Origin of the sequence: Parafrankia sp. Ea1.12 (assembly GCF_900465275.1) — a bacterium.
Classification (GTDB): Bacteria; Actinomycetota; Actinomycetes; order Frankiales; family Frankiaceae; genus Parafrankia; species Parafrankia soli.
In genome coordinates this window covers 1-26,460 of the sequence record NZ_UBIZ01000270.1, presented here as the reverse complement: position 1 = coordinate 26,460, position 26,460 = coordinate 1, and the positions used below count along the sequence as shown (strand labels likewise).

The following is a 26,460-nucleotide window of genomic DNA, read 5'->3' as shown; positions in this document are numbered from 1 at the left end:
GGAGCGACGCATGTGGGATTTCTCGACCGAGCCTGAGTTCCAGGAGAAGCTGGACTGGATGGCACGATTCGTCCGCGAGGAGTGCGAACCCCTCGACCTGCTCTTCCCGCACGGGGGCGATCCGTACGACGTCCACAACAAGGCGTCGCGAGCCATCCTGAAGCCGCTGCAGGCGCAGGTCCGCGAGCAGGGGCTGTGGGCCTGTCACCTGGGACCGGAGCTGGGCGGCCACGGCTTCGGCCAGATGAAGCTCGCGCTGATGAACGAGATCCTCGGCCGCTCCTACTGGGCGCCCACCGTCTTCGGCACGGCGGCTCCCGACACCGGCAACGCCGAGATCCTCGCGATGTTCGGCACCCCGGAGCAGAAGCAGCGCTACCTGCAGCCGCTGCTCGACGGCGAGATCGTCTCGTGCTTCTCGATGACCGAGCCGCAGGGCGGCGCCGACCCGAAGGAGTTCGCCTGCACGGCGATCCGGGACGGCGACGAATGGGTCATCGAGGGCGAGAAGTGGTTCTCCTCGAACGCCCGCTACGCGGCCTTCCTGATCGTCATGGCGGTCACCGACCTCGACGCCGCCCCGCACCGGCGGATGTCCATGCTCGTGGTGCCCGCCGAGACGCCCGGCATCGAGATCCTGCGCAACGTCGGCACCATCAACGAGCGGGACGACTTCGACGAGGGCATCCACGGCTACATCCGCTACAACCGGGTGCGGGTCCCGCTGGACGCCATGCTCGGCGCGCCGGGCGAAGGCTTCAAGGTCGCCCAGGCCCGGCTCGGCGGCGGCCGCGTCCACCACGCCATGCGGGTCGTGGGCAAGTGCCAGCGGGCTTTCGACATGCTGTGTGAGCGGGCGCTGTCGCGTCACACGCAGGGCAAGGTCCTCGCCGAGCACCAGTTCGTGCAGGGCTTCGTCGCCGACTCGGCGATCCAGCTCCAGCAGTTCCGGCTGCTCGTCCTGCAGACGGCGTGGATCATCGACACCCAGCCGCACGGGGCGGCCCGCACCCACATCGCGATGTGCAAGGTCGCCCTGGCGCAGGTGCAGCACGACATCATCCAGCGGGCACTGCACCTGCACGGCTCGCTGGGAACCACCCACGAGACCCCGCTCGGTGCCTGGTGGGCCGGCGTGCCGCAGCTCGCCCTCGCCGACGGGCCCACCGAGGTGCACAAGGCCACCGTCGCCAAGCAGGTCCTGAAGGGCTACCGGCCGGCGCCCGGCCTCTTCCCCACCGAGCACCTTCCGACCCGGCGCGCCGCCGCCCGCGAGCGGTACGCGGACGTCCTGCAGGAATTCGGGCTGTGACCAGCGCCGACGGCCAACCTGCCGGACTGTTCGACCTCACCGGCAAGATCGTCCTGGTCACCGGCGGCAGCCGGGGCCTCGGCCGGGAGATGGTGCTGGCCTTCGCCCGCGCCGGCGCCGACGTGGTGATCGCCAGCCGCAAGCTCGACAGCTGCGAGCAGCTGGCGGCGCAGGTCGAGGCGCTCGGCCGGAAAGCCCTGCCGGTCGCGGCCCATGTCGGGCGCTGGGACGAGTGCGATCACCTCGTCGACCGGGCCTACAGCCATTTCGGCCGGGTCGACGTCCTCGTCAACAACGCCGGCATGTCGCCGCTGGCGCCGTCCTCGGCGCTGACCTCCGAGGACCTCTTCGACAAGGTGATCGGGGTCAACTTCAAGGGCCCGTTCCGGCTGAGCTCGCTGATCGGGCAGCGGATGCACGACGGCGACGGCGGCTCCATCATCAACATCTCGTCCAGCGGCGCGCTGTTCCCGTCCCCCCGGTTCGGGCCGTACGCCGGCGCGAAGGCGGCGCTCAACGCGCTGACCACCGTGCTCGCCCTGGAGTTCGCGCCCAACGTCCGGGTGAACACCATCTCCGCGGGGCCGTTCCTCACCGACATCTCCAAGCGCTGGCCCGACGAGAGCAAGCGGACGTGGAAGAACGCGGCCGGCCGCGCCGGGAATCCGGAGGAGATCGCCACCACCGCGCTCTACCTGGCCTCCCCGGCCTCGAGCTACACCACCGGATCACTCATCCGGGTCGACGGCGGACTGCACTGACCCCGACGCCTCACCCGAGCCGTACCTCTCACCTGTGCCCTGCCCCGCGTCACCTGTGCCCTGCCCCGCGCTCGTGCCCCGCCCATCGTCCGTGCCTCGCCCTTCGCCGGGCTCCGGCCCCGCTCCCGCCGCGGGCCGCCTGCCGGACGCTCACCGGGCTCCCCCGTGCTGCCGCCCACCTGCGGACCAGGACCTCCCGGAGCGCACTCACCCACCCGGCCTGAGCACCGATCGCACCCGAACGCGCCGGTCACGGGCGGAACGACCAGCAACAGGTCACCTAGTTAGATCATTGACAAAATCTAGCTGGTGGCCTACTAATCTAGTTCAATCATCTACCTGCTTGCTTTTCGGGCGGGCTGATCACTGACGCGGGTGCACGGCCGCCCGCCTTACACGAGCGGGACGACACATGATCCAGACGGAACACAGACTCGCGACCCGGGCGACACGCCGCGGGGCGGTGGCGGCCATCGCCGCGGCAACGCTGATCGGGGTGGCAGCCTGCGGCAGCGACAGCGGGTCGGACGGCGGTGGCTCCGCCCCGACCACCGCCAGCACTGCCATTCCCGCCGCCCTCGCAACCTACTTCCCCGGCCAGGCCGCCAGCGGCGACCCGGTGAAGATCGGGTTACTGAACACCGAGGGTGGTCCCGCGTTGTCCGACCCTGAGATCGGCGACGCCGCCGTCGCGGCGGCCGAATACGCCAACGCCCATCTGGGTGGCATCGGCGGCCACCCGATCGAGATCGACCGCTGCGGCATCCTCGAGGACGTCGCCTCGTCGGTGAAGTGCGCGAACCAGATGGTCGAGGACAAGGTCGCGGCCGTCGTGGTCACCACGACCGGCTTCGGTGAGTCCATCGTGCCGATCATCACCAAGGCCGGCATCCCGTACGTCTCGGTGGCCGGGGCGAGCAGCGGCGAGTTCACGAGCAAGAACGCTTACATGTGGACGGGCGGCTTCGCCGCGACCCTTTCCGCGATGGCCACGTATTCGGCCGAGCAGGGATACAAGAAGGTCACCGCCTTCGTGACCGACGTGCCGGCCGCGACCGGCGGGGCGGCCAAGATCGGCGTCCCCGCGTTCAAGGCGGCCGGTATCGAGTTCACCGTCGTGCCGGTCACGCCCGGCACGGCGGACGCGACGCCCCAGGTGACCAGTGGCCTCGCCGGCAAGCCGGACGCCGCGATCCTGATCTTCAACTCCACCGGCTGCACGACGGCGCTGAAGGCGCTCAGTGTGGTCGACCCGACCATTCCCAAGCTGGGCATCACCGGCTGCCTCGACCCGGCGACGGTCGATGCCGTGGGCGGCGCGATAGAGGGCGCCAAGGTCTTCGGCGTCTCCTCGATCGCGACCGACGATCCCGAGGCACAGCTCTACCGGACCGTGATGGCCAAGTACGCGCCCGACGCGTCGATCTCGGGCTACACGCCGGTCGGCTACCAGGGAATGCTCGGCCTGATCCGGGCCACCGCCAAGCTGACCGGCCCCGTCACCAGCAGCTCGATCCTCGCCGCCATCGCGCAGGCCAAGGACGTCCCGCTGCCGGCCGGTGCAGGGGTCACCTTCACCTGCGACGGCAAGCAGCTTCCCGGCCTGACCACGGTGTGCTCCGCGGGAGAGATCGTCCTGACGGTGAAGGACGGCGTGGGCACGCAGCCCGAAACCATCGACAACTGAGTCCGGGCCTCATCTAGAAGGGCGGCCGCACCGGCATGGGTAGCACCGACCTCATCTTCCTGATCCTCGGCCTCGGTAATGGCGCCGTCTACGCGGCGCTCGGACTCGGCCTGGTCCTCACCTACCGCAGCTCGGGTGTGGTCAATTTCGCCACCGGTGCGGTCGCCCTCTACACCGCCTACACCTATGCCTTCCTTCGGCAGGGGAAACTGCTCAACCCGATCCCCGGTTTAACCGGGACCGTCGATCTCGGGATCGACGGGGTGGGCTTCCCGGCGGCGTTCGCACTCTCGCTGGTGGTCGCCGCGGCGCTGGGAGCGCTGCTCTACGCGGCCGTCTTCCGCCCGATGCGGACGGCGCCCACCGCCGCGAAGGCCGTCGCGTCGATCGGCGTGATGATCGTCATGCAGGCGCTGCTCGCGGTCCAGGTCGGCACGACCGCGGTCTCGGTGGCGGCCATCCTGCCGACGCGTATCTACACCGTCGCCGGGCAGCGGGTTCCCGGCGACCGGCTCTGGTTCGCCGGCATCATCATCGTGATGGCGGTCGTCCTGACCCTGTGGTTCCGGCTCACCCGGTTCGGCCTGGCCACCCGCGCGGCGGCCGAGTCCGAGAAGGGCGCTCTGGTCACCGGGCTGTCGCCGCAGCGCATCGCGCTGGTCAACTGGGCCCTGAGCACCATGATCGCCGGTGTCGGCGGCATCCTCATCGCGCCCATCGTTCCGCTCACCCCGGTGTCCTACACCCTGTTCATCGTCCCGGCGCTGGCGACGGCGCTCGTCGGGAACTTCACCAGGATCGGTACGGCGGTCTCCGCCGGGCTCGTCATCGGCATGCTGCAGTCGGAGGCCACGAACCTGCAGACCAAAAGCTGGCTGCCGTCGTCCGGCCTCGCCGAGCTCGTCCCGCTCGCCGTCATCCTGATCTTCCTGGTCTTCCGGGGGCAGACCCTGCCCTCGCGCGGCTCGATCGTGCAGCAGACCCTCGGCCGGGCGCCGCGGCCGAAGTCGATGGTGCTGCCCGGTGTGGTCATCGCCGCCGCCGGGTTCGCCGCGCTGGCGGCGACGCACGGCTCCCACCGGGCAGCGATCATCACCACGATCGTCCTGGCGATCATCGCGTTGTCCCAGGTGGTCGTCACCGGCTTCAGCGGCCAGATCTCCCTGGCGCAGCTGACCCTGGCCGGCGTCGGCGCGTTCGCGCTGACCCGGATCCAGCACCAGCTGCACGTGCCGTTCCCGATCGCGCCGCTGCTCGCCGCCGTCCTCGCGACGATCGTGGGGGTGGTGGTCGGCCTGCCGGCGCTGCGGATCCGCGGCCTGCCGGTGGCGGTCACCACGCTCGCGCTGGCGGTGGTGCTCGAGAAGCTGTGGTTCACCAACAAGGACCTCAACGGCGGGTTCAACGGCTCGCCGATCGACGACCCGACCCTCTTCGGCGTCAATCTCGGGATCGGCGCCGGCGCCGGCTACCCACGCCTCACGTTCGGCCTGTTCTGCCTGGTCGTCCTGCTGCTGGTGGCCGGTGGCGTGGTGCTGTTGCGCCGCAGCCGGCTGGGGGCGGCGATGCTGGCGGTGCGCGCCAACGAACGGTCGGCCGCCGCCTCGGGCATCTCCGTGTCGCAGGTGAAGCTCGTCGCCTTCGCCATCGGCGGGTTCCTCGCCGGGCTGGGCGGCGCCATGCTGGCCTACCAGCAGACCGTGGCGGACTCGAGTTCGTACACCGCGATGGGCTGCGTCGCGCTGTTCGCCACCGCGTACCTGGCCGGCGTCACGTCGGTGTCCGGCGGCATCAACGCCGGGCTCATCGGCGCGGGCGGCATCATCTTCACCCTGGTCGACAAGGGCCTGCCGCTGGGCGTCTACGTTCTGCTGGTCGGGCTGCCCGTCCTCGCGATCGTCGCCGAGATCCGGCCGAAGCTGATCCCGGCGCTGTCCGGCGTGGTCGGGGTGCTGACCCTGGCGGCCTTCCTCCTCCACCGTGACGCGGTGGCCCTGGGCAACTACTACACGACCGTCAGCGGTGTCCTGTTGGTGCTCACCGTCATCCTCAACCCGGAGGGCATCGTCGGGCCGGTGCACGAACATCTGGGCGCGCTGCGCACCAGGCTCGGACGCCGATCGCCGGCCTCCCTCGCCCGGCCGTCCGGGAACGCACAGGCCGGGGACGCGCCGTCCGGGGACGCGGTCGCGGCGACCACAGCCTCCGAGCGGGCGGTACCCCACGACACCCACGAGGTCACGGCGGGCCCGCTGCTACGGGTCAGCGGCGTCGGCGTGCGCTACGGCGCCGTCGTCGCGAACCAGGACGTGAGCTTCGACGTCAACCGCGGCGAGATCGTCGGCCTCATCGGCCCGAACGGCGCCGGCAAGACGACCCTGATCGACGCGATCAGCGGCTATGCCGACGCGACCGGGTCGATCGAGTTCCTCGGCCGCAGGCTCGACGGGCTCAAACCCCATCAGCGGAGCCGGCGCGGCCTCGGCCGGACCTTCCAGGGCATCGAGCTGTACGACGATCTCAGCGTCCGGGAGAACGTCCAGACCGGCACGATGGCGGTCCGCTCGTCGGGCGACCGCGCCACGCCGTCGCCCGTAGACATCGACCGGTTGTTCACCATCCTGCATCTCGAGGCGGTGTCCGAAGCCCCGGTGCGGGAGCTGTCCGTCGGGCAGCGTCAGCTGGTCTCCGTCGCCCGCGCGCTGGCCGGGCGTCCGGCGATCGTCCTGCTGGACGAACCGGCCGCCGGGCTGGACACGACCGAGAGCCGCTGGCTGGGCGAGCGGCTGCGGGCCATCCGCGACGCCGGCATCACCATCGTCATGGTCGACCACGACATGGGCCTCGTCCTGGACGTGTGCGACCGGATCGTGGTGCTCAACCTCGGGGAGGTAGTCGTGGTCGGCACACCGGCAGAGATCCAGCGCAACCCGGAGGTCACCCGCGCCTACCTGGGCACGACCCACGGGCACGCGGAGCACGGGCACACGGAGCGCGTGCATGCGGAGGAGGTGCGATGACCGCCGCATTGCGGTGCGCCGGGATGGACGCCGGCTACACGGCCGGCCGGCCGGTCGTGCGCGGCGCCGACCTCACCCTGAAGGCCGGTGAGGTGCTCGCGCTGATCGGACCGAACGGGGCGGGCAAGACCACCCTGCTGATGACGATCGCCGGCCTGCTGCCGCCGCTGGCGGGGCACGTCGAGATCGGCGGGGTGGCGGTGAAGCCCGGCTCGGCGCGCTCCGCGGTGAGCGCGGGGCTGGTGCTCGTGCCGGACGACCGCTCGCTGTTCAAGAGCCTCACCACCCACGAGAACCTGAAGCTGGCCGCCCGTCGCGGCGGCACGACGGTCGACCAGGTTCTCGACCACTTCCCCGGCCTGCGGCCCCGGATGAAGGTGGCGGCCGGGAACCTCTCCGGCGGCGAGCAGCAGATGCTGGCGATCGGCCGGGCGCTGATGCAGGACCCGAAGGTACTTCTCATCGACGAGCTCAGCATGGGCCTCGCGCCGGTGATCGTCGAGTCTCTCCTGCCGGTCATCCGGTGGGTCGCGGACGAGTCCGGCGTCGCCTGCATCCTCGTGGAGCAGCACGTGGCGCTCGCCCTCGGCGTCTCCGACACGGCGATCGTCCTCTCGCACGGCGACGTCGTGCTCCGGGGGGACGCCAAGGAGCTCGCGGCCGACGAGAGCCGGATCGAGCGCGCCTACCTGGGCCAGGCCGGCTGACCCGGAACGCACAGGCGACACCGAGGGGTGCTGACGCAGGCATCGTCAGCACCCCTCGGCATCAGATCCCCTGGCGTCAGGTCCCCTCGACGTCAGGTCTCTCGAAGATCTGCTCGACGCCAGAGCCACTGGACGTCAGATCTACTCAGCGGACTTCTTGCGTGTCTCGAAGGCCCGGGTCAGCGCCCGGTGCTCGTCCGACGTCAACAGGATGGTGTTGGCGAAGCGGTCGAAGTCGCGCGCCGTCTGCCGGTCGACGCTCGCGGCGATGTCGACGGCCGCCTTCGCCACGCCCGCCGCCTCCGAGGGCAGCCGGGCCAGCTTGCGGGCGAAGGCGCTCACCCGCTCGGAGAACTCCTCGGCCGGGTAGACGGCGTGCACGAGCCCGATGTCCCGGGCGTGGTGGGCGTCGACCTCCTCCCCGAACGCGAGCCACTTGCCCCAGTGCGGGCCGACCAGCCTGGTCACTCGGCTGATGCCCCCGGAGCCCGGGATGACGGCGAGCGCGGGCAGTTCGGGCAGGGAGAACACCGCGGCGGTGGACGCCAGCCGGAAGTCGCAGGACGCGGCCAGCTCGAGGCCGACCCCCAGGCACGGCGCGTGCGCGGCCAGGACGACGGGCTTCTCGACCGCCTCCAGCTCGTCGAAGACCAGGTGCAGCCGCCGGTACTCACGGCGCAGCCGCCGCGGGCTGAAGCTGCCGTCCGCGGCGTACCCGCGCTTGCCACCGGCGCCGCTCTGGCGGATGTCGATGCCGGCCGTGAAGTAGCGGCCCTCCGCCGCGATCACGAGCACCTTGAGGTCGTCGCGATCACCCAGATCGGTCGCGGCCTGGCGCAGCGCCTCGATCATCTCGGGGCTGACGGCGTTGAGCTTCTCGTCGCGGGTGAAGGTGAGGGTCAGGATCCCGTCGGTCTCGGACCGACGGGTCTGGCTGACGTCGGCCATAACGGCTCCCGCTTCTCGTAGGGATGGCGTTCCTGTGGTGCCCCTGCCGGTACCCCTGCCCGGTGTCGCCCGGTGCCGGCCCGGCGGCCGGCCTCGAGCGGCGCGGCACCGCGGGTCACCCGACGGAGCGCGCCGTCACCGGCCGAGCCACACCGGGGGGCGCTTCTCGGCGAAGGCGGTCGCGCCCTCGCGGGCATCCTCGGAGGCGAAGACCGGGGCGCACAGCTCGGCCTGCCGCTGCCAGCCCTCCTCGACCGTCCAGTCGGCCTGCGCCCGGGCGATCTGCTTGGTCGTTGCCACGGCCAACGGCCCGTTGGCGGCGATCTTGGCCGCGAGTTCGAGCGCCCCGGCCAGCGCGCCACCCTCCGGCACGACCCGGTTGACCAGCCCCAGGGCTGCCGCCCGCTCCGCCGTCACGGGCTCACCGGTCAGCAGGAGTTCCAGCGCGACCGAGAAGGCGATCCGGCGCGGCAGCAGCATCGCGGCGCCGCCGCCGGCCACCAGCGCGCGCTTGACCTCCGGCACGCCGAACCTGCTCGTCGCCGCGGCCACGACCAGGTCGCACGCCAGCAGCAGCTCGAAGCCACCGGCCAGCGCCCAGCCCTCCACCGCGGCGATCAGCGGCTTGCGCGGCGGCGTGACGGTGATGCCGCCGAAACCGCGGCCCTTGATGTTGGGGGTCTCACCGCGCAGGAAGGCCTTCAGGTCCATGCCGGCGCAGAACGAGCCGCCGGCCCCGGTCAGCACACCGACCCGCAGCTCCGGGTCGCCGTCCAGCTCGTCCGCTGCCGCCGCGATGCCGCGCGCGGCCTCGGCGTCGAGCGCGTTCCTGGCTTCCGGGCGGTTGATCGTGATGACCAGGACGGCGCCATGCCGCTCGACCAGCACCGAGTCTGCCATGCCGTCTCCTCGTTCTCGCGGTCCAAGTTCTCGCGGTCCAAGTTCTCGCGGTCGCAGTTCTCGCGATCGAAGCGGTCGCGGTCGCGGTTCTCGCGGTGCGGGCGGCGCCGTCAGTCCGCGACGCGGATGACGACCTTGGCGGTCGGCGCCCGGTCGGCGACGCGCTGCAGGGCGACGGCCACGTCGTCGAGGTCGTGTACCTCGGACACGAGCGGCCGCATCCCCTGCGCCACCAGTGTCGCCAGCCCCTCACGCGCCCGCGCCGTCTCCTCGGGCAGCCGCAGGGACCATGTGCGCAGCTCGATCCCGCGCACCGTGATGTTCTTCAGCAGCACGAGGTTCAGCGGGATCCGCGGAATCTCGCCGCCCGCGAAGCCCACGACGACGAAGCGGCCACCCCAGCGGATCGCGCGCAGCGCCGGCTCGGCCCACCGGTCGCCGACCGGGTCGACGACGAGGTCGGCGCCGCCGCCCGTGATCTCCTTGATTCGGAGCTTGAGGTCTTCCGTCGTGTAGTCGATGCACGCCTCGGCACCGAGCTCCTTGCAGACCGCCAGCCGCTCGGGTGACGAGGCCGCGGCGATGACGCGCGCACCGAGCCTGACGGCGATGTCGACCGCCGCGGAGCCGACGCCTCCGGCAGCCCCCAGGACGACGACCCACTGGTCCGGCGCCAGCTCTCCGATCGTGACCAGGCAGTGGTACGCCGTCAGGTACGTCACCCGGAACGCCGCGGCCTCGACCATCGACAGCCCGGCCGGGATCGGCGAGACCGCGGTCGCGGGCGCCAGCACCTGCTCGGCCATCGCGCCGGAGAAGACCGAGCCGTGGACGGGGTCACCGACGGCGAGACCGGTGACCCCGTCACCGACCATCGCCACCCGGCCGGCGAACTCGGACCCGGGGGTGAAGGGCAGCGGCGCCGACACCTGGTAGCGGTCCGCGATCAACAGCAGGTCGGGGAAGTTCAGCGCGGCCGCGGCCACGTCGACGACGACGTGGCCCGGCGTCGCCTCCGGAGCGGGTACGTCGCGGATGACGACGTCGGCCGGACCGCCGTACGCCTCGACGCGGGCGGCCCTCACCGCGTCTCCCGGCCCGTGCGGCGGGGCCCGCAGGCGGCTCGGGCTCGGATCCTGCCTGGGTTCTCAGCGGGTCGCTTGATGATCGAACCTCCGTACGTGGCCGAAGCCGGGCCGGGACACCACACCCGCCGGACCGACCCGCTATTGTATAACTAAGTTATATTAGATCGCAGCAGCCAGCAAGCGACCGCTACCGGCACGACCGCCCTCCGCCGCCTCCCTGGTCAGGCGCGGGCGTCGCGGCGCAGCGACTCGGGTACCCAGTTGGGCGAACGCTTCTCGATGAAGGCGGAGAAGCCCTCGCGCGACTCGTCCCGGTGCAGGCTGTCGAAGAACGCGATGCGGTCGTGCAGCCCGACGTACTGGTCCAGCACGCGCTTGACGTCGCGGCGGGCGCCCGGAGCGGTCTGGCAGCACTGGGCAAGCGCCGCGGTGGCCGCGTCCAGGAGCTCGTCATGGGAGACGACCCGGCTCACCAGGCCCCACTCGACCGCCTCCTGGGCGGTGAAGGTACGACCGGTGAGCATCAGGTCGCGCGTGCGCACCGGCCCGATGACGCGGACCAGGACCGAGGCGAAATAGGTGTCCGAGATCCCGCGGAGCAGCTCCGGCACCCGGAAGGTCGCCCGCTCGCTCACCACGGCGACGTCCGAGCACAGCGCGATCATGAGGCCGCCGCCCTGGCAGATCCCGTTCACCGCCGCCACCACCGGCTTGACGCTCTGCCGCAGGACATCGAAGGGAAGTACGTCGATGGCGCCGGGAACCCCGCCGAGGTGCAGCCAGTGGTCGCCGGCGTTCTTACCCAGATCGCCGCCGGGGATGAACACGTCGCCGACCCCGGTGATCAGCAGGCCAGCGAGGGCCGGGTCCGCGTCGACCCGCCGGACGGCGTAACGCACGCCAAAGTACATCGCGGGAGTGAGCGCGTTGCGGGCCTCGGGACGGTCGACGACCAGATGCCCGAACGGCTCGCGCCGCTCAAGTCTCAGGTACGGCGTGCCGAGCCAGTCACCGTCGGGCGGGCGGGGCGTGCTCCCCATGACATCGTCGTCCACAGAATTCTCCCGTTCGCCACAGCGGTCGGCGGGCGCCAGCGTCCACAGACCTCGGATCGTCTGCCGTGGGGTCAATCCCCAACGATCTTCAGCGTCTCCTGGACCAGTCCCGGCAGCGCGGTCACCATCCGGGCCAGCGTGCCGTTCACCTCCCGGCCGGACTTGGCCGCCCGCTTCAGCAGCAGCCCGGTCGCCGCCGCCTCCTTGTAGCGCGTGAGGGCGTGGAACCAGTCCAGGTCGGCGATCGGCACCCCGCGCCGGCGCTCGTAGGCCCGGATGACCTCGTCGGGCGTGGGTGTGCCGGCCGGCGGCCCCGGTTCAGCCGCGGGGTGCCCGGCATCGTCGGTGAAGAACGTCAGCCAGGCGAGGTCCACCCGCGGGTCGCCGACGGTCCAGATCTCCCAGTCGATGACCGCCGCGAGCCGGGCACCGTCGCACAGCGTGTTACCCAGCCGGTAGTCACCGTGGTTGATCACGGCCGGCAGCGCCACGGGGATCGTCGACACCAGCGCGCCGGCGGCACGTTCGTAGTCGCCGCGCATCCCGTCGGGGAGGGTCTCGAAGGCACGGCGCCAGCGACCGATCTCCGCCGCCAGGTCCACCACCGGCTCGTCGGCGAGGCCGACCGCCGCGGGAGTGACGTCGTGCAGGTCGGCCAGGACGCCGGCCGCGCCGAGAAAACGGGTGCGCACCAGCTCGGGGGTGGGCCGGTCCGCGACCGACCTGAGCACCGGCTCGACGCACTCCCCGGGAACCAGGTTCATCGCCATGTACGGCGGGATCCCGGGCGGTGCTCCGGGATCGGAGAACAGGACGTCGGGCGCCAGCTGCCGCCGCCCGCCCTGCAGCGCCGCCTGCACGCGAGCCTGCCGCAGAACGTCGCGGTTGCGGACCGGCGCCAGGCCGGGCGGCGCGAGCTTGACCACGATCGGGGACTCCGCCGCCGGCACGCCGGCCACGTCGACGAGGAACGTCAGACTCGACGTGCCGCCGGTCAGCGGGCGGACCTCGCCAACCCGCGCCCCGCCACGCCACCGCGGCAGCCGGTCCGCCAGCCGCCTCGCCAGGTCGGCGGTCAGGGCTGATTCGGCCGGGTGAGCGACGTCGGCCTGGCGGGCGACGTCAGCCGGGTGAGCCGTGCCGGCCTGGTGATCTGCCATGCGTGTCTCATTTCCTCAGCTCGGGTCGGGCTAGACCGAGAGCGCGAACCCACCGGTGACCCGCAGCGTCTCCCCGGTGATGAAGGCGGCTGCGTCCGAGACCAGGTAGAGCAGCGCGTTCACCACGTCCCGCTCCGCGCCCTCGCGCGCCAGGACCTGCTGCGCGAGGACGCGCGCGACCTCGGTCGCGGGCAGCTCGGCCCGCACGGTGTCGGTGAGGATCAGCCCGGGGGCGATCGCGTTGACCCGGACACCGACCGAGGCCAGCTCGCGGGCGAACTGCGCGGTGAAGCCGCGGACCGCGAGCTTGGAGACGCCGTAGGCGGTCCGGTTGGCGTAGGCCGCCGAGGAGGAGATGTTGACGACGGCGGCGCCCGGCCGCCCGCTCATCGCGTCCTTCGCGGCCAGCGTGCAGATGACGACACCCAGCACGTTGACCTCGAACAGCCGGCGGATCCGGCCGGCGCCGAGCTCGGCGGTCGGCTTGTTGAAGGCGGCCGAGTGCAGCCCCGCGTTGTTGACCAGGATGTCGAGCCCGCCGTGCGCGCGGACGATGTCGGCCACCACCTCACCGACGCGGGCCTCGTCCGTCACGTCGCAGGCGACCCCGGTCGCGCTGCCGCCGAGCGCGGTGAGCTCGGCCGCGGCGGCCGAGGCGACGTCACCGTCGATGTCGGCCAGCACGACGTGCGCCCCGCGCTCGGTCAGCGCGGCACCGAACGCCTTGCCGAAACCGCGGCCGCCCCCCGTTATCAGCGCGACCTTGCCAGCGTGCTCCTTGGCCGGCGTCTCGTCTTCCGGCGTCTCGTTGACCGGCATCTCGTCGGGCATGGATCTCCTTCGATCGTCGTCGTGTGGCGGCCGGCGGGTCCGCGGCGGGAACGGCCGCGGGCGGCGGCGCCGTCGCCGGAGCCCTAAGCGATCACACCCGCGTCGCGCAGCGCCGCCCGCTCCGTCTCGGTCAGCCCGAGCTCGGTCAGGATCTCGGCCGAGTGACTGCACCAGCCCGACCGGGGACGTTCGACGGCCGGGGACGCCGACAGCCGGGGCGCCGGCGCCGGCTGTGCCACACCGCCCCACTCGACGAAGGTCGCGCGCTCGCGCAGCTCGGCCGAGGCCGCCGCCTCCGCCAGGCTCAGCACGGGCGTCACACAGGCGTCGACGCCGTCGAACAGCTTCGCCCACTCGTCCCGGGTGCGCGCGGCGAACAGATCCCCCAGGACGCGCTCCTGCTCGGGCCACGTCGACCGGTCGTGCTGCGGCCACCGCGCGGGGTCGAGCCCGAGATTCTCCAGCAGCAGCCGGTAGAACTGCGGCTCCAGCGCGCCCACGGCAACGAAGCCGTCGTCAGAGGTGCGGTAGGTGCGGTAGAACGGCGCGCCGCCGTCGAGCAGGTTGTCGCCGCGGCGATCGCTCCACAGGCCGGCCGCGAGCATCCCGTGCATCATCGCCGTGAGGTTGGCGACGCCGTCGACCATGGCCGCGTCGACCACCTGGCCGCGTCCGGTCCCCGTGCGGTGGTACAGGGCCGCGAGCACACCGAGGGCGAGGTAGGAACCGCCGCCGGCGAAGTCGGCCAGCAGGTTGAGCGGCGGCAGCGGCGGCAGCTCGGCCGGTCCGGTCGGGTACAGGCCGCCGGCCAGACCGGCGTAGTTGATGTCGTGCCCGGCCTGCTGCGCGCGCGGGCCCGACTGCCCCCAGCCCGTCGCCCGCCCGTAAACCAGACCGGGGTTGACGGCCAGCAGCTCGTCCGGGCCGAGCCCGAGCCGCTCGGCGACGCCTGGGCGCATTCCCTCCAGGAACACGTCCGCCGTCTCGACCAGCCGCAGCACCACGGACCGGCCCGACGGATGCCGGACGTCGACCCCGATGCCGCGCTGCCCCCGGGTACGCGGATCGTCCTCGAGCCGCAGGCCGGTGACGCCGCCGGGCCGGTCGGCCCGGTCGACCCGGATCACCCGGGCGCCCAGGTCGGCGAGCAGCATGGTCGCGAACGGGACCGGCCCGAGCGCGCTCAGGCACACGACCGTGACGCCGCCCAGCGCCTGCGTCATGCGTCTCGCCAGACCGGAGCGCGCCGCTCCCGGAAGGCGGCCACGCCCTCGGCCGCGTCGCGGGAGGCGAACACCGGCTCGAACAGCGCCCGCTGCCGCTCGAAACCCTCGCCGACCGGCCAGTCCGCGGACTCCACCGCGACCTGCTTGGACGCCCGCACCGACATCGGCGCGCTGCCGGCGACCACGGCCGCGAGGTCGAGGGCGCCCGCCAGCGCCCCGCCGTCGTCGACCAGCCGGTTCACCAGGCCGAACCGGGCCGCGCGCTCGGCCTCCAGCGGGGCGCCGGTGAGGAGCAGCTCCATGGCGAGCATGTGGGGCAGCCGGCGCGGCAGGCGGAAGGCGCCGCCGCCGCGCGCGGCCAGCCCGCGACGGACCTCCGGCAGCCCGAACCGCGCCCCACGGCCCGCCACCACCAGGTCGCACGCGAGGACGATCTCGAACCCGCCGCCCAACGCCCACCCCTCGACCGCCGCGATCAACGGCTTCGCGGGCGGCCGTTCGACCAACCCGGCGAAGCCTCGCACCGGGTCCGAGGTCTTCTCCCCGGCGGCGAACGCCTTGAGGTCCATGCCCGCGCAGAAGCTCGGGCCGGCGCCGTGCAGCACCGCGACCCGCAGCTCGGGAGTCGAGTCGAGCAGGTCGAGCGCGGCCGCGATGCCGCGGGAGACCTCGCCGTTCACGGCGTTGCGCTGGTCGGGACGGTTGATCGTAATCGCGAGGACCCCCTCCTCAGGGCGTACCAGGACGTCGTCCGAGAGGGCTGATGCGGGCAGCGGAGGCTCCTTGCTCAGGTTCTCTATAGAGAACGTTGTTCTGGCATTAGCATCACCAGGTGCGCCGCGCGGCGTCAAGACCGCGCCTTCGAGGAGGACGTATGCCGCACCGAGACAGCCGGACCGGCCACGAACTCCACGCCCCCGCCTCCCGGGTGCCGGCGATCGAGCGGGCCTTCGGCGTGCTGCTCTCGCTGACCCGGTCCGGGCCGGCGCCACTGACCGAGATCGTGGCGGCCACCCGACTCAACAAGAGCACGGCCTTCTACATCCTGCGTTCGCTCGTCGAGCTCGACGCGGTCCGCTACGACCAGCGCGCCCGCACCTACTCCCTCGGCCCGGCGCTCGTGGAGCTCGGCAACGCCGCCAGCCGCCAGTTCGACCTGGTCGCGGTGGCCCGGCGTGACCTGGCCGGGCTGGTCGCCCAGTTCGAGGCCACGGTCGTGCTCTACCGCCGGATCGGCACCGGCGAGGTGTCCATCATCGACCGGTTCGAACGCGATCACGGCGTACACATCACCGTCGAGCCGGGCGCGCGGCTGCCGATCCAGGGCGGCTCGTTCGGGCGCGCGTTCCTCGCGTTCGACCCGCCGGCGGCCGCGGCCGAGGCGCTGGCCGGCGGGCTGGTCCGGTTCACCGAACGCAGCACCACCGACCTGGCCGAGTTCGCCCGCGAGCTCGACGTCGTCCGCGAGCGCGGCTGGGCGGTCGATCATCAGGGCTTCGCGCTCGGCGTGAGCACGGTGGCGGCACCCGTGTTCGACACCGACGGCTCGGTGTCGCTGGTAGCGGCGGCCGTCGGCTTCACCAGCCGCTTCACCGACGAGCTGACCGCGGACATCGGCGCCCGACTGCGGCTGGCCTGCGACCGGATCGGCCGCCCCTTCGCGGCGGTCACCGCCACCACCGGCCCGGTCGATCAGACCGACCGGCCCGATCAGCGGGACCCGCTCGACCCGGCCGACGAGGTCCACGACCTCGACGAGGTCCGCTCACCGCAGAGCTGAGTGGCCGAGCAGCGCCTTGCCCAGGTGCAGGATCTGGATCTGGCTGGTGCCCTCCGGGATCGTCGCCTCGCGCGCGTCGCGGAAGTAGCGCTCCACCGGCGACTCCTCCATCAGCCCGGCGCCGCCGTGCACCTGAAGGGCCAGCGTGGCCGCCCGGCCCGCCGACTCCCCGCAGTAGTACTTCGCCATTGAGCACTCGTAACGACCCGGCTCGCCCGCGTCGATGGCCCGCGCGGCGTTGTACCCCAACAGCCGTGAGGTCTCGGTGAGCGTGGCGATCTCCACCACCATCTGCTGGACCAGTTGGAAGGCGGCGATGGGCTTGCCGAACTGCTCCCGCTGCCGGCAGAACGCGATCGACGCCTCGAGGCACGCCTGCGACAGGCCGACCGCGCCCATCGCCATGTTCAGCCGCCCCGCGTTCACCGCCTTCATGCCCAGCGACAACCCGCCGCCCAGCGTGCCGAGCACGTTGGCCGCGGGAACGTAGGTGTCGTGAAAGGACAGCTCGCAGCTGGTCGTCGAGCGAAGCGGCATGTGCGGGATGTCGTGCACGCCGAACTCGGACTCAGCGGCGTCGACCAGCAGCGCGGTCACCCCGTGATCGGTCCCGTCGTGATCGACCACCCGGGCGAACAGGATGCCGAAGTCGCAGCCCAGCGCGTTGGTGATGTAGAGCTTGCTGCCGTTCACCAGGTAGCCGTCGCCGCTGGCGCGCGCGGTCGTGCGCAGCGCCCCGGCGTCGGACCCGGCGCCGGGCTCGGTGAGCCCGAACCAGCCGAAGCGGCTCCCGGCCAGCAGCGGCTGCAGGAACCGCGCCCGCTGGTCCTCGCTGGCCGCGGCGGCCAGCGTCCGGGCCACCATGCCCTGGACGTTCACGGTCGTGCGCAGTGAACCCCAGCAGCGGCCGGCCTCCTCCATGAGGATCGCCTGCATCATCATCGGCAGCTCGTCGCCGCCGAGCGCCTCGGGCACCCCGCCGCGGACGTAGCCGAAGTCGTAGAGCTGCGGCAGTAGCTCCCACGGGAACGTGCGCGCCCGCTCGTGATCCCCGACCTCCGGCGCGACCACCTTGTCGAGGAACGACCGGACCGAGTCGCGCAAGGCGCGTTCCTCGTCACCGAGGAGAACCGTCGACATCATTCACCCCACGCAATAGCCATTAATTAGTTAGCTCATTATACCTATCACGATAAGTTCCGGGAAGCGTCGACGACGCGTACTCCTTGAGCCGCTCGACGTCGGCGAGCCGCCCGCGGTGGGTGCCCGCCAGCGGCAGCCCGTTCAGCGTCGTCACCCCGCTCTCGGCGAACGCCGCGACCCGCTCCCGCACATACCCGGGCGGTCCGATCAGCGAGACACCGCGCACCAACCGCTCCGGCACCGCCGCCGCGGCCTGCGCCTTGCGCCCGGCGAGGTAGTGGTCCTGCACCTCGGCGGCCGCCGCCGCGAACCCGTAGCGGCCGGCGAGCTCGTTGTAGAAGTTCCGGCCCCGGGCGCCCATGCCGCCGACGTAGAGCGCGAGGTGCTCACGCACGGCCTGGACGGCGGCCTCGATCTCCTCGGCGTCCTCGCTGATCAGCAGCTGGGTGGGCACCACGACGTCGAGCGGCCCCAACGTGCTCGCCCGCCGGGCCCGACCGGCCGCCAGCGACGCGCCGAAGGCGGCCGGCGCGGCCTCGGGGAGGTAGAAGATCGGCTCCCACCCGTCGCCGATCTCGGCGGCCAGCTCGACGTTCCCGGGTCCCAGCGCGGCGAGCACGATCGGCACCACGGACCGGACCGGGTGGTTGATCAGCTTCAGCGGCTTCCCCAGGCCGCTGCCGCCGTGCGCGGCATCCAGTGGCAGGTGGTAGTGGCGGCCGTCGTAGCTGAGCGGCTCGCGCCGCCAGACCGCCCGGCAGATCTCGACGACCTCGCGGGTGCGCCCGAGCGGGGCGTCGTAGCGCACGCCGTGGAACCCCTCGATCACCTGCGGACCCGACGCGCCCAGACCGAGCACGAAGCGGCCGTCGGACACGTAGTCCAGCCCGGCCGCCGTCATGGCCAGCAGCGCCGGGGTGCGCGAGTAGATGTTCAGGATGCTCGTGGCCAGCAGCACCGTCGAGGTCCGGGCCGCCAGGTAGCCCAGCTGGCTCACCGAGTCGAAGCTGTAGGCCTCCGGGAGCATGACCAGGTCGAGCCCGGCCGCCTCGAAGTCGCGAAGGTCCGCGACGGTCTCGGTGAAGCCGCCGGAGTACTTCAGCGGCATCCCGACCCTCACAGCGCCTCGATGACCACTGCGCCGCCCTGGCCGCCCGCGGCGCACATCGCCGCCACGGCGATCCCGCCGCCGCGCCGGCGCAGGTGGTGGGTCAGGGTGGTCAGCATCCGCGCTCCGGAGGCCGCCACCGGATGCCCGAGACTGCAGCCGCTGCCGTACTGGTTGACCAGGTCGTCCGGGATCCCCAGGAGGCGGCAGGCGGCGATCGGGACCGGCGCGAAGGCCTCGTTGATCTCCCAGGCGTCGACGTCGGCCACCCCGATCCCGGCCCGCTCCAGCACCCGCGGGATGACCTCCACCCCGCCCATCCCGGTGCGGTGCGGGGCTACGCCGAGTGCCGCCCAGGCCCGCACCCGGGCCAGCGGGGTGAGGCCCCGCTCCCGGGCGAGGTCGTCGGTGACCAGCATCAGGGCCGCGGCGGCGTCGTTCACACCGCTCGCGTTCCCCGCGGTGATGCCGAAGCCCTCGATCTCGGGGTGCAGCGGCTTCAGCGTGGCCAGCTTCTCCAGCGTCGAGCCCCGCCGCGGGTGCTCGTCGACAGCAAAGCGGATCTTCTCCCCCGCCGCGACGACGTCGATCGGGACGATCTCGTCATCGAAGACGCCGGCGTCGATCGCGGCGATCGCCCGGTCGTGGGACCGCTTGGCCCAGGCGTCCATCTCCGCGCGGGTGATGCCCACCTCCAGCGCGGTGTTCCAGCCGACGGCGAGGGTCACGTCGTCGGTGGCGCCCTCGTAGTAGGGGAACGTGGGGTTGAACCCGGCGCGCGGCTCGTCCGATCCGGGCACCCGCCACGACAGTTTCGGGTTCATCGACGAGGAGTGGGTGCCGCCGGCGACGACCGCGCGGTCCATCCCGGCCCGGATCGTCGCCGCCGCGTTGCCCACCGCCGCGAGGCTCGCCGCGCAGTGGCGGTTGACGGCCTGGCCCGGCGCCGCCGTCAGCCCGGCCGCGAAGGCGGCGTACCTGGCGATGTCGCCGCCGCCGGCCAGCTCCTCGGCGAGAATGACGTCGTCGACGTCCTCGGGCGCCAGCCCCGAACGGTCCACCGCGGCCCGGACGACCGCCGTGGCCAGCTCCTCGGCCGAGGTGTCCCGCAGCGTCCCCTTGAACGACGTCGCGATGGGCGTGCGCACCGCACTGACGATCACGGCCTGGGCCATGGCTGTACCTCTCCTCTGATCCTCTGATCCTCTGACGATCTGATTCGGACGCTGGGCCTGTCAGGCGCCGAGGTCTGCGAGCAGGCCCGTCAGCCAGGCTGCCGAGCGGGCCGCCGCCGTCCGGGTCCCGAGCGCGTCGATCCGCGGCCCGCTCAGCTCGCAGTCGAAGACGCCCTGGTAGCCGGCCTCGAGCAGCCAGCCCACGATGCTCGCCAGGGGTACGTCGCCGTCGCCGGGCACGGCCCGGCACGGCAGCGTCCGGTCGCCGAGGACCATGTCGCTGAGCTGCACGTGCACGACAGCGTCGGCGTTGGCAGCGATCTCCGCCCGCAGTCCGCCTTCGGTCCAGACGTGGAACAGGTCGAGGCACACGCCCAGCCCGGCCCGGCGGGCGAGCCGCAGCGCGTCGTGGAACGAGTGGACGAAGGTGAGGTCGGCGTAGAGCCAGTTCGCCGGCTCGACCGCGAGGGTCACCCCGCGCCCGGCGGCGTGGTCGACGAGCTCGGTGACGGCGTCCGCGTAGGCCGCGGCCCCCGCGTCCCAGTCCGCGCCCGGACGGGGGCCGGTGAGCCCGTACACCGTGCCCGCCCCGACGGCGGCGGCGTTGTCGACGTCCACCCGCGCCTCGCGCAGCTGCGCCGCGACGGCGCCGGCGCCGGGCCGCAGATCAAGGCCCAGCGCCGCCGTCGTGGTCACCACGCGCACGCCGTGCCGACGGCTCGCCGCGGCGACGGCCTCGGCGCCGGCGGCGCGCACCTTCGCCCCGGTCAGCGAGGCGTTCGTGACCCCGAGCGCCGCGACGACCTCCAGGGTGTCGAGTGCGGACAACTCCGGGAAGCACAGGCCGCTGACCGACACCCGCGGGTGCGCACTCACCGCTGTGCCGGGGAGGAACCGTCGAGCAGGCCGAGGCTCGCGAGCGCGTAGCGCCGGCCGCGACGGCCGCTGACCAGGTACGACGGTGGCGCGAGGTAGGCGACGTCGCGCGGCAGCGAGTCACCGCGACGGGCGAGTGCCGCGCGACCGTCGGACGTCGTCCCGCAGATCGCGATCTGCTCGACCATGTCGTCCGTGACCGCCGCACCCATGGCGTCGCTGTCACGGCGCGCGAAGGCCTCGCGGATCGCCTCGACCTGCCGGGTCCAGCCGTGATGGGCGACGTACGGGTCGTAGGTCTTGACGGTGAGATAGAACGCGATCATCCGCCGGGCGTCGGTGACCGCGCGCCCGGGGTCGTCGTCGTCGATCGCGGTGATCACCCAGCCGTGCTCGAGCGCCGGAGTGTCCCGCGCGGCGTCGGCCGCGCCCCGCGCCATCGCCGGCCGCACCACGTCGTCCCACCAGGTACGGGTGAACAGCCCGTGCCCGACGACCCCGTCGGCCACCCGCGCGGCGGTCGCCGCCATCAGCCGGTTGAACCCGGCGAGCAGGATCGGGGCGTCGATCCGGCCGAGGACGGGGGCGCCGACCGACGCGTTGACCCGGTAGAACTCGCCGTCGTAGGTCACCGGCTGGCCGTTCTCGGCGTGCAGCCACGCCCGGATCGCCCCGACCAGGTCCGCCATCCGCGCCACCGGGCGGTCGGCCTCCACGCCGAACCAGTCCCGGTTGATGCGGTAGGCCCCCGAGCCGAGGCCGAGGAACACCCGCCCGGCGGCATGCGCCCACGCGCTGCGGATCCCCGCCGCGTGGGCGTACGGCGTGCGCGCGAACGCGTACGCGATGGCCGGGCCGACCAGCGCCTGCTCGGTGCCGAGCACCATCTCGGTCAGCGTCGCGTAGGCCTCGTGGTCCACGAACTCGCCGCTGCAGAACGCCGTCATGCCGGCCTGCTCGGCCGCCCGCGCGGCGTCCGCCCCGCGCCACGGCATGCCGTAGCGCCGGCCCGCCGGTTCGACCGCGGCACCGATCTCGCTCGTGGTCAACGCTTGTCCCTCGGCAGTCCCAGCGCCCGCTCGGCGACGATCGTCTTCAGCACCTCGTTCGCGCCGCCCGCGATCGTGTAGGCGCGGGCGTAGAGGAAGGCGTCCTGCCACCAGCCGTCCGCCCAGGGGGCGTCCTCGTCCACGCCGATGCCGCCGATGCCCTGCAGGGCGACGCCGGTCTCGGCCGCCTCCAGGTTGACCTCGCTGTAGAACACCTTGGCCAGCGGCGCGTCCGCGGGGTCCTCGGTGCGGTTGACCATGCGCGACTGCACCGCCTTGCTCATCTTGTCGGCCACGTGGACGCGGGTCGCGAGCCGGCCGAGCCGCTGGCGGGTAGCGCCGTCCGCCAGGGCGGGCCCGCCGCCGACGGTGGCCTGCCCAGCGAGCGCGAACAGGTCGTCGAGCTGGCCGAACAGCTCGACCCCCCGGGCGCCCACACCGCTGCGTTCATGGCCGAGACTCAGGTTGGCGACCCGCCAGCCGTCGTCGACCCGGCCGATCACCCGCTCGACCGGGATCCGCACGCCGTCGAGGAACACCTCGTTGAAGTCGTTGGTGCCGGTGATCTCGCGCAGCGGGCGGATGTCGACGCCCGGGCTGCGCATGTCCATCGCGAACGCCGTGATGCCGGCCTGCCTGGGGCCGTCCGTGCTCGTGCGCGCCAGCAGGTAGCCCAGGTCGGCGTGGTGGCCGTTCGTCGTCCACACCTTCTGCCCGTCGACGACGTAGTGGTCGCCGTCCAGGCGCGCCCGGGTGGACAGGGCGGCCAGGTCACTGCCCGCGCCCGGCTCGCTGAACAGCTGGCACCACAGGTCCTCGGCGGTCCGGATCCGCGGCAGGAAGCGCCGCTTCTGCTCCTCGCTGCCGAACCCGATCAGCGCTCCGGCCGCGAGCGCCGCGGCGCCGACCTCGCCCCAGGTGCGGGCCCGCGCGAGCTCCTCCGCGACGATGAACCCGTGCTCCGGGCGGGCGCCCGGCCGGCCGCCGTACTCGACGGGCCAGGCCTGGCCGAGGTAGCCGGCGGCGTAAAGCTTTCCGATCCAGGCCCGCAGGCCGGGCATCTCCTCCGGCTCGGGTGCGCGGACCCCCGTGCGCCCGCGCGGTCCCGGGCCGTGTTCGGCGATGAACGCGCGAACCTCGGCCCGGAACTCCACCAGGTCCGGACTGGTCTCCAAACGCATGGAGTCTCCTCAAACGTCGGTCAGCGCGGCGGCATCGCCGGGTCGTGCGGAAGTCCGAGCACCTGCTCGGCGAGCGTGTTGAGCTGGATCTCGCGGGTGCCGGCACCGATCGTCGACGCCCTGGTCCGCAGGAATCCGTGCAGCCAGCGCCCACCCTGCACCGACCCGGCCTCGGTCTTGAGCAACAGGCCGGCGGGCCCGAGCAGGTCGACCGCGAGCTCGTGGATCTCCTGCTCGAACTCCGTGATCAGCAGCCGGGACACCGACGACGTCGGGCCCGGCTCGCCCTTGGCCAGGATGTCGGAGATGACCCGCTGGGCGTTGTAACGCATGACCCGCACCCGGATCTCCAGGTCCGCGAACCGGTCCCGGACGACCGCGTCCCCCAGCAGGCCCCGCTCCCGCGCGAGCTGCTCGAGCTCGGTGAGCACCCGCCGGTAGAGCGCGGCCTGGTTCATCGCCCCGGCGGCCCGTTCATGCCCGAGGCTCGTCCGGGCGAGCGCCCAGCCCTCGTTCTCGGCGCCGATCCGGTCGGCGACCGGCACCCGGACGTCGTCGAAGAACACCTCGGCGAACAGGTACCCGCCGGTCAGGTCGCGCAGCGGCCGCACCTCCACGCCGGGCCCGTGCGCGTCCACGATCAGATAGCTGATGCCGCGCTGGCGGCTCTGCTGCGTGCCGGTCCGGACCAGCGTGAAGATGATGTCGGCGCTCGTCGCGTGCGACGTCCAGACCTTCTGGCCGTTGACGACGTACTCGTCGCCCTGCCGGCGGGCGGTGGTGCGCAGGCTCGGGAGGTCCGAGCCGGCGCCGGGTTCGGAGTACCCCTGCACCCAGATCCGGTCACCGCGCAGCATCGGCGCGAGCCAGCGTTCCTTCTGCTCCCGCGTGCCGTACCGGATGATCGTCGGGGCGGCGATGCCGAGGCCGGTGCCGAGCGGGCCGGGCACCCGCGCGCGGGCCAGCTCCTCCTGGTAGATCACCTGCCGCCCGAACGGCAGATCCATCCCGCCGAACTCACGCGGCCAGCCGGGGCCGGCGTAGCCGTGGTCGAACAGGGTCGCGAGCCAGGCCTTCGTCCAGGCGATCCGCTCGTCCGGCTTCTTCGGCGGGCGCCCCGGATGCCGGGTCACCAGGAAGTCCCGCAGTCGGGTGCGGAACTCCTCGTCGCTGTCCGGTCCGATGACGGTCTCGGTGCTGGTCTCGGTGGTGGTGTCGGTGGTCGTCTCGCCGGTCGTTTCGCTGGTGGTCTCGGCGGCGGATCGGTCGGAGCCTCCTGGCGTCATGGTCATCGTCAGATCCCGACCAGGTCCGCGAGCCGGCTGCGCTGGGCGCGCGGTGCCCCGAAGAACAGTTCGGAGGACTTCGCCCGCCGCAGGAAGAGGTGCGCGTCGTGCTCCCAGGTGAACCCGATGCCGCCGTGGATCTGGATGCACTCCTTGGCGGCGAGGGTGAACGCCCGCGACGCGTACGCCGACGCGACCGCCGCGGCGACCGTCTCCTCCGGGTCGTCGGCGGCCAGTGCGGCGTTGGCGTGGTAGACCGCCGAGCGGGCGCTCTCGACCTCGACGAGCAGGGCGGCGCACTTGTGCTTGATCGCCTGGAACGAGCCGATCGGCCGGCCGAACTGCTCCCGTACCTTCGCGTAGTCGACGGCGAGCTCGAGGCAGCGCGCCGCGCCGCCGATCTGTTCCGACGCCAGGGCCGCGAGTGCCCGGTCGTGGACCTCGCCCAGCCACGCCGTCGTGTCCCGGCCCGCGCCGACCCGGACCGCGGGCGCCTCCCGCAGGAGGACCGAGGCGAGGTCCCGGGTGGGGTCGAGGCTGTCGAGCCGGGCGCGCACGACCCCGGGGCCCGCCCCCTCGACCGCGAACACCCCTGTCCCGTCCGCGGCCCGCGCCACGACCAGGAGCAGGTCGGCGCTGTGGCCGTCGAGGACGTAGTACTTCGGGCCGGAGACCAGCCACTGCCCGCCGCGCGGCTCGGCGCTCGCCGCCGGGTCGGCCAGCTCCCACGAACCCGACTCGTCGGCGACCGCCAGCGTCGCGGTCAGCGAGCCGGCCGCGATCCCGGGCAGCCACCGCTGCTGCGCCTCCTGGTCCTCGGACGTCGCCAGGGTCTGACCCGCCAGCACGGCGGTGCTCAGGTAGGGGGCCACGAGCAGCGCCCGGCCCATCTCCTCCAGCACGATGCCGACCTCGATCTCGCCGAAGCCGGAGCCGCCGTACTGCTCGGGCAGGCCGAGGCCCACCAGGCCGAGCTCCTCGGACAGCCGGGTCCAGACGTCTTCGTCGCGGTTGGCGGTCGAGTCCATCAGGCGCCGGACCGCGGCTGCCGGCGACCGCTCCGCCAGGAAATCGCGCACGGCCCGCCGCAACTGCTCGTGCTCGGCGGTGAAGCTGAGCCTCATGAGCCGCCCTCCCCTCTACCCTCTGGCGCAATATAACTATTTCAGTTTAATTGTTCAACTGTAAGCTTCGATCGCGGGGCTCGACGGACAACGGAAGAGGGCGGTACGGCGATGGAGATCAAGGGCGCAGTGGCTTTCGTGGCCGGCGGCGGAGGCGGTTTCGGGGCCGCCACGTCACGGCGGCTGCACGCGGCGGGCGCGAAGGTCCTCGTCGCCGACCTCGACGAGGACAGGGGCCGGGCGGTCGTCGAGGAGCTCGGTGAGGGCGCCGCCTTCGCGCGCACCGACGTGACCGACGAGGCCTCCGTGCAGGCGGCCCTCGACCAGACCACCGGGCTCGGCCCGCTGCGCATCGCCGTGGTCGCCCACGGCGGGCCGGGCGGCCAGCGCACCCTCGACCGGTCGAACGCCCCGGCGCCACAGGGGTCGTTCACCCGCGTGCTCGACATCTTCCTGGCGGCCACCTACAACATCGACCGGCTGGCGGCGGCGGCGATCGCCCGCTCGGAGCCGCTCGAGCACGGCGAGCGGGGCGTCATCATCAACACCGCCTCGATCGCGGCGTTCGACGGCACCATCGGCCAGGCGGGGTACAGCGCGGCCAAGGGCGGCATCGTCGCGATGACGCTGCCGCTCGCGCGCGACCTCGCCCCCGCCGGGATCCGGGTCGTCACCATCGCGCCCGGCACCTTCCTGACCCCGGCCTTCCGCAACGCCGACCCGGAGCAGCTCGACGCCTACTGGGGCGCGGCCGTGCCCTTCCCGAAGCGCATGGGACGCGCGGAGGAGTACGCCCAACTCGCCCAGCAGATCGCCGAGAACGTCTCCTCAACGGCGAGACGATCCGCCTGGACGGCGCCCTCCGCTTCACACCCAAGGGCGCTTCCTGACCGTCCCCGACCGGGCGGCGGCGGGCCAGCCGCCGGGCATGCCCGGCGGCTGGCCCGCCGCCGCCCGCTAGCGCGCCCAGACGACCGGAACCGTGTCGGGGCCGGAGCTGCGGCCGAGCTCGGTGATGACGGCATCGTCCGCGAGGCGGTAGT

General features: G+C 72.7%; 22 protein-coding genes and 1 pseudogene. 7 read left to right on the top strand and 16 right to left on the bottom strand.

The annotated features are described in order from the left end of the window. Positions 1 to 10 precede the first annotated feature (10 nt). From FMEAI12_RS12600 to FMEAI12_RS12580, 5 genes are all read left to right on the top strand, one after another. Positions 11 to 1,312: an acyl-CoA dehydrogenase family protein gene (locus FMEAI12_RS12600; protein ID WP_112106169.1), complete on the top strand. Its 1,302-nt coding sequence runs from the start codon at positions 11 to 13 to the stop codon at positions 1,310 to 1,312. Next, positions 1,309 to 2,073: an SDR family NAD(P)-dependent oxidoreductase gene (locus tag FMEAI12_RS12595; protein WP_165938430.1), complete on the top strand. Its 765-nt coding sequence runs from the start codon at positions 1,309 to 1,311 to the stop codon at positions 2,071 to 2,073. The genes FMEAI12_RS12600 and FMEAI12_RS12595 overlap by 4 nt, the downstream gene beginning before the upstream one ends. 412 nt (positions 2,074 to 2,485) lie before the next feature. After that, entirely contained in the window at positions 2,486 to 3,760 is a 1,275-nt protein-coding gene (locus tag FMEAI12_RS12590) for an ABC transporter substrate-binding protein (protein ID WP_112106168.1), read from the top strand. A gap of 35 nt (positions 3,761 to 3,795) precedes the next feature. After that, complete coding sequence (locus FMEAI12_RS12585; RefSeq protein ID WP_112106167.1) at positions 3,796 to 6,780, top strand: branched-chain amino acid ABC transporter permease/ATP-binding protein; 2,985 nt, start codon at positions 3,796 to 3,798, stop codon at positions 6,778 to 6,780. After that, on the top strand, positions 6,777 to 7,487 hold the full coding sequence (locus tag FMEAI12_RS12580) for an ABC transporter ATP-binding protein (protein ID WP_112106166.1): 711 nt from the start codon (positions 6,777 to 6,779) through the stop codon (positions 7,485 to 7,487). The genes FMEAI12_RS12585 and FMEAI12_RS12580 overlap by 4 nt, the downstream gene beginning before the upstream one ends. 141 nt (positions 7,488 to 7,628) lie before the next feature. On the opposite strand, the gene FMEAI12_RS12575 is transcribed toward FMEAI12_RS12580, so the two are convergent. The 8 genes from FMEAI12_RS12575 to FMEAI12_RS12540 form a co-directional block, all read right to left on the bottom strand. Then, entirely contained in the window at positions 7,629 to 8,435 is an 807-nt protein-coding gene (locus tag FMEAI12_RS12575; protein ID WP_112106165.1) for an enoyl-CoA hydratase/isomerase family protein, read from the bottom strand. A 135-nt stretch (positions 8,436 to 8,570) separates the two neighbouring features. Beyond that, positions 8,571 to 9,335 carry a crotonase/enoyl-CoA hydratase family protein gene (locus tag FMEAI12_RS12570; protein ID WP_112106164.1) on the bottom strand — a complete coding sequence of 255 codons (765 nt, stop codon included), beginning with the start codon at positions 9,333 to 9,335 and terminating at the stop codon, positions 8,571 to 8,573. Positions 9,336 to 9,445: 110 nt separating this feature from the next. Next, on the bottom strand, positions 9,446 to 10,420 hold the full coding sequence (locus tag FMEAI12_RS12565; RefSeq protein ID WP_112106163.1) for an NADPH:quinone oxidoreductase family protein: 975 nt from the start codon (positions 10,418 to 10,420) through the stop codon (positions 9,446 to 9,448). A gap of 224 nt (positions 10,421 to 10,644) precedes the next feature. Then, positions 10,645 to 11,463: an enoyl-CoA hydratase/isomerase family protein gene (locus FMEAI12_RS12560; RefSeq protein ID WP_112106192.1), complete on the bottom strand. Its 819-nt coding sequence runs from the start codon at positions 11,461 to 11,463 to the stop codon at positions 10,645 to 10,647. 86 nt (positions 11,464 to 11,549) lie between these two features. Then, entirely contained in the window at positions 11,550 to 12,638 is a 1,089-nt protein-coding gene (locus FMEAI12_RS12555; RefSeq protein ID WP_112106162.1) for a phosphotransferase family protein, read from the bottom strand. 30 nt (positions 12,639 to 12,668) lie between these two features. Then, on the bottom strand, positions 12,669 to 13,469 hold the full coding sequence (locus FMEAI12_RS12550; protein WP_112106161.1) for an SDR family NAD(P)-dependent oxidoreductase: 801 nt from the start codon (positions 13,467 to 13,469) through the stop codon (positions 12,669 to 12,671). Between the two features lie 83 nt (positions 13,470 to 13,552). Next, positions 13,553 to 14,692 (bottom strand): CaiB/BaiF CoA-transferase family protein, encoded by a 1,140-nt coding sequence (locus FMEAI12_RS12545; RefSeq protein WP_112106160.1) that lies wholly within the window; start codon positions 14,690 to 14,692, stop codon positions 13,553 to 13,555. Further along, complete coding sequence (locus tag FMEAI12_RS12540; protein WP_112106191.1) at positions 14,689 to 15,486, bottom strand: crotonase/enoyl-CoA hydratase family protein; 798 nt, start codon at positions 15,484 to 15,486, stop codon at positions 14,689 to 14,691. Before FMEAI12_RS12540 ends, FMEAI12_RS12545 begins: the two co-directional genes overlap by 4 nt. Positions 15,487 to 15,569: 83 nt before the next feature. Here FMEAI12_RS12540 and FMEAI12_RS12535 point away from each other — a divergent pair, with 83 nt between their 5' ends. Next, entirely contained in the window at positions 15,570 to 16,475 is a 906-nt protein-coding gene (locus FMEAI12_RS12535; RefSeq protein WP_112106159.1) for an IclR family transcriptional regulator, read from the top strand. On the opposite strand, the gene FMEAI12_RS12530 is transcribed toward FMEAI12_RS12535, so the two are convergent. The 8 genes from FMEAI12_RS12530 to FMEAI12_RS12495 are packed head-to-tail and all read right to left on the bottom strand — an operon-like array spanning position 16,461 to position 25,417. Further along, a complete protein-coding gene (locus FMEAI12_RS12530) occupies positions 16,461 to 17,615 on the bottom strand; it encodes an acyl-CoA dehydrogenase family protein (RefSeq protein ID WP_112106190.1) in 1,155 nt (384 codons plus the stop codon). The genes FMEAI12_RS12535 and FMEAI12_RS12530 overlap by 15 nt on opposite strands. A 22-nt stretch (positions 17,616 to 17,637) precedes the next feature. Further along, positions 17,638 to 18,726, bottom strand: a complete 1,089-nt coding sequence (locus FMEAI12_RS12525; protein ID WP_200835268.1) for an LLM class F420-dependent oxidoreductase — start codon at positions 18,724 to 18,726, stop codon at positions 17,638 to 17,640. Between the two features lie 8 nt (positions 18,727 to 18,734). After that, positions 18,735 to 19,901 carry a thiolase family protein gene (locus tag FMEAI12_RS12520; RefSeq protein WP_112106157.1) on the bottom strand — a complete coding sequence of 389 codons (1,167 nt, stop codon included), beginning with the start codon at positions 19,899 to 19,901 and terminating at the stop codon, positions 18,735 to 18,737. Between the two features lie 60 nt (positions 19,902 to 19,961). After that, positions 19,962 to 20,759: a sugar phosphate isomerase/epimerase family protein gene (locus FMEAI12_RS12515; RefSeq protein WP_160144266.1), complete on the bottom strand. Its 798-nt coding sequence runs from the start codon at positions 20,757 to 20,759 to the stop codon at positions 19,962 to 19,964. 14 nt (positions 20,760 to 20,773) lie between these two features. Beyond that, positions 20,774 to 21,772, bottom strand: a complete 999-nt coding sequence (locus FMEAI12_RS12510) for an LLM class flavin-dependent oxidoreductase (protein ID WP_112106189.1) — start codon at positions 21,770 to 21,772, stop codon at positions 20,774 to 20,776. 50 nt (positions 21,773 to 21,822) lie between these two features. Further along, positions 21,823 to 23,007 carry an acyl-CoA dehydrogenase family protein gene (locus FMEAI12_RS12505; protein WP_112106155.1) on the bottom strand — a complete coding sequence of 395 codons (1,185 nt, stop codon included), beginning with the start codon at positions 23,005 to 23,007 and terminating at the stop codon, positions 21,823 to 21,825. A 20-nt stretch (positions 23,008 to 23,027) separates the two neighbouring features. Then, on the bottom strand, positions 23,028 to 24,299 hold the full coding sequence (locus FMEAI12_RS12500) for an acyl-CoA dehydrogenase family protein (RefSeq protein ID WP_112106154.1): 1,272 nt from the start codon (positions 24,297 to 24,299) through the stop codon (positions 23,028 to 23,030). 2 nt (positions 24,300 to 24,301) lie between these two features. Then, entirely contained in the window at positions 24,302 to 25,417 is a 1,116-nt protein-coding gene (locus FMEAI12_RS12495; protein ID WP_112106153.1) for an acyl-CoA dehydrogenase family protein, read from the bottom strand. Between the two features lie 111 nt (positions 25,418 to 25,528). Between FMEAI12_RS12495 and FMEAI12_RS12490 the strand changes: the two are divergent. Next, positions 25,529 to 26,307 (top strand): annotated as a pseudogene (locus FMEAI12_RS12490) (SDR family NAD(P)-dependent oxidoreductase). Positions 26,308 to 26,460 lie beyond the last annotated feature (153 nt).